The organism is Nocardiopsis sp. TNDT3, from assembly GCF_003427465.1.
Classification (GTDB): domain Bacteria; phylum Actinomycetota; class Actinomycetes; order Streptosporangiales; family Streptosporangiaceae; genus Nocardiopsis; species Nocardiopsis dassonvillei.
In genome coordinates, this window is sequence record NZ_QPFC01000537.1 from 1 (window position 1) to 2,973 (window position 2,973).

Here is a 2,973-nt window from a genome sequence, read left to right on the forward strand (position 1 = left end):
GCCCCGCACACCTCTGTCACCCCTGTGGCCGCGCCCGTGCGGACCCCCGCCCGGAAAGGTCCCCGCCGTGTTCCCAGAGAACCCCCTCGTACTGATCCTGTTGGGCGCCGGAATCAGCCTGGTCACCAGCGTCGTCGTCACCGCCGTCCAGGCCCGCCTGGTCAGGCGCGACGCCATCCGCACCTCCTCCCGCGCCTCCGCGCGCACCCTCACCAGCGCCTTCATCGCCGAACGCGACTCCGTCGACGGCGGCGACAGCTTCCTCGCCGAGGCGGAGCTGACCGTCATGTCCATGACCGACCGCAAGACGCGGGACCGGCTGCGCGACGTCATCCGCCTGCTGCGCGAGCGGGCCCTGCCGGAGATCGAGGAGCTCAGCGGGGTCAGGTCCGAGCGCTCCCGCCAGCTGCTGTGCGACCACGCCCTGGAGGTGCTCGGCGCGCACCTGCGTTCCGAGAAGCTGCCCGAGGTGCCCGCCGCGGTCCGCAAGATGCTGTCCGTGGAGGAGGAGGCGCTGAGCATCCACTCCGGCGAGACGCCTCGTCCCGCCGAGCCCATCACCAAGAGCGCGGTCACCCCGCGCCCCCGGCACACCGGCGCCAAGCCCGCGTCCCCGGCCCGCAAGCCCGCCAAGAGCACGGCCAAGACCCCCTCCAAGCCCGCGGCGAAGGGCGGGCGCTCCTCCTCCGCGACCGCGGAGGAGCCCGCCAAGGAGAGCGCCTTCTGGGACGACTGACCCGGCCCTGCTCCGCTGACCGCCCGCCGTCCCCGCTCAGGGGCGCGGGCGGTCAGCGTCTGCACCGACAGAGACCGGACATAGGCGTTTCAAGCGGACAAGCCGGGGAAAGTCAGGCGGACAGACTCCAGGAGACGACCACGGGGGCTGAGGAATTGTGCGGCGCAATTGCGGTCAGGCCCCCCGCCCATGGACAACCCGCGCGCGCGGACGGGAAGAACTTGACCTAGGATCTCTGGCACGCACGCGTTTTCCGTGCCCTCGGCCGCACCCGCTTCCCGGTGCTGCCGGTGCCCCGCGGGCCGCCCCCGAATCCCCAGGAGGCCCCGGATCCGGCGACCGCCCGCCGCTGACGTTCCGCGCGTTCCCCGCCCTCCCCCGAACTCGGACGCGTGTCCCTCCGGCCCGGCGTCCGACCGTTGGCACGTCCCGCCGTCCGAACTCACCGAGATTGCACGATGCCCGCTGATGAGAAGCCCTCTGCCTCCGGCAGGGACCACACACCAGACGACAGGCCCGAGGACGGCTCCACACCCCGATCAGGGACCGAGAACACCGGCGACGACGCGGCGGGTGGGGACAACACCACCGCGTCCGAGACCGGGGCTGACGGAACCGGCCGGGCCCACGAGTCGGACGAGACCGCGGGGGCGGAGGAGGTCGGAAAGGCAGAAGAGGCCCCCAACACCGGTGTGACATCGGACACCGGAGGCGCCCAGGAGACGCAGCAGGCCCAGGAGACCCCGGAGGCTGACGAGCCTGCCGGTGCCGGGGAGGCTGCCGAGGCTGGCGACACCCGAAAGTCCACCGGTACCGAAGGGGCCACCGAGACCGAGAAGGTCACCGGAGACGAGAAGGCCGTTGAGGCCGAGGAGGCCACTGCGGAACCAGCGGCTGGATCCGCCGCCGGGGACGAAGAGCGCACTGGGACCAAGGCGCCCTCAGAGGCCGGTGGGGCTGGTGCCCCAGCCGGAGCCGCCGGGACCGGGGAGTCCGGAGAGACCGCGGAGACCGCTGGGGCCGCCCCGTCCGCCGCTCCCGTCCGCACGAAGCGCCGCCGGACCGGCAGGATCCTGGTCTGGGTCGCCGCGAGCCTGGTCCTCGTCCTGGCCGCCGGGGTCGGCACCGCCTACGGCTACTACCGCTCGCTGCGCTCGGACATGGTCCAGTACGACATCGACGGGCTGCTCAAGGAGGAGGACCGGCCCGAGAGGATCAACGACTCCGTCAACATCCTCTTCATGGGCACCGACGGCTACGAGGAGGGCAGCACCGCCTACTCGACGGAGTTCGAGGGCGAGCGTTCGGACTCGATCATGCTGGCGCACATCTCACCCGAGAGCCGGGTGTCGGTGATCAGCTTCCCCCGCGACTCGCTGGTGGCCCTGCCCGACTGCGACCCCTACGGAGAAACCGAGGGCACGCCCGGCTACTTCGGCATGATCAACGCCGCGATGTACCACGGCGGACCGCCCTGCGTGGTCAGCACCATCGAGTCGCTGAGCGACGTCCGCATCGACCACTTCGTGCACCTCAGCTTCATGAGCTTCCGGGACGTGGTGGACGCCATCGGCGGCGTGGACATGTGCATTCCCGAGCCGATGGAGGACAGCCGGTCCAAGCTCGACCTCGACGCGGGCCAGCAGACCCTCGACGGCGACGAGGCGCTGTCGTTCGTCCGGGCCCGCTACGAGATCGGCGACGGCGGCGACATCGGCCGCATCGACCGCCAGCAGATGTTCCTCGCGGCCCTGGCCGACCAGGTGACCAGAAACGACGTGATCACCGACCCGGGCAGGCTCAACGCCGTTCTGCGCGCGGTGGCCGAGCACAGCGCCACGGACAGCGCCCTCACGTTCGACCGGATGCTGTCGATCGCCGTGACCCTGGCGGACGTGGAGCTGACCGACATCGAGTTCCACACCGTGCCCTGGTACCAGGCGCCCTCCAACCCCAACCGGGTCCTGTGGTACGAGGACCAGGCCGAGGAGCTGTTCACCGCCGTGCGCGAGGACCGGCCCCTGCCCCTCACGATGGCCGACGAGGCGCCCGTTCCCCAGGACCCGCCCGGGGCCTCGCCCTCCCCGGCGGACGAGGAGGTCGCGGAGGCCTCCCCGGATGACGAGCCCGCCCGTCCGGGCGTGGGACGCGACGCCACCTCCAACCCGTGCTCCGACGGCCTGGGCTACGGCACCGGGGACGAGATGGAATAAGGCGCCCCGGAGGGGCCTCTGAGA

The 2,973-nt window shown here is 71.7% G+C and carries 2 protein-coding genes; both read left to right on the forward strand.

The features are described from left to right. Positions 1-67 precede the first annotated feature (67 nt). The gene (locus tag DQW06_RS13980) at positions 68-736 is read left to right on the forward strand and encodes a hypothetical protein (RefSeq protein ID WP_013155737.1); all 669 of its coding nucleotides are present in this window, start codon (positions 68-70) and stop codon (positions 734-736) included. Between the two features lie 458 nt (positions 737-1,194). Continuing rightward, positions 1,195-2,949 carry an LCP family protein gene (locus DQW06_RS13985; RefSeq protein ID WP_117198592.1) on the forward strand — a complete coding sequence of 585 codons (1,755 nt, stop codon included), beginning with the start codon at positions 1,195-1,197 and terminating at the stop codon, positions 2,947-2,949. Positions 2,950-2,973: the final 24 nt, after the last annotated feature.

Bases quoted from the DNA above. Each gene is read 5' to 3' on its own strand.
- DQW06_RS13985 (WP_117198592.1), top strand. From the start codon at position 1,195: ATGCCCGCTGATGAGAAGCCCTCTGCCTCCGGCAGGGACCACACACCA.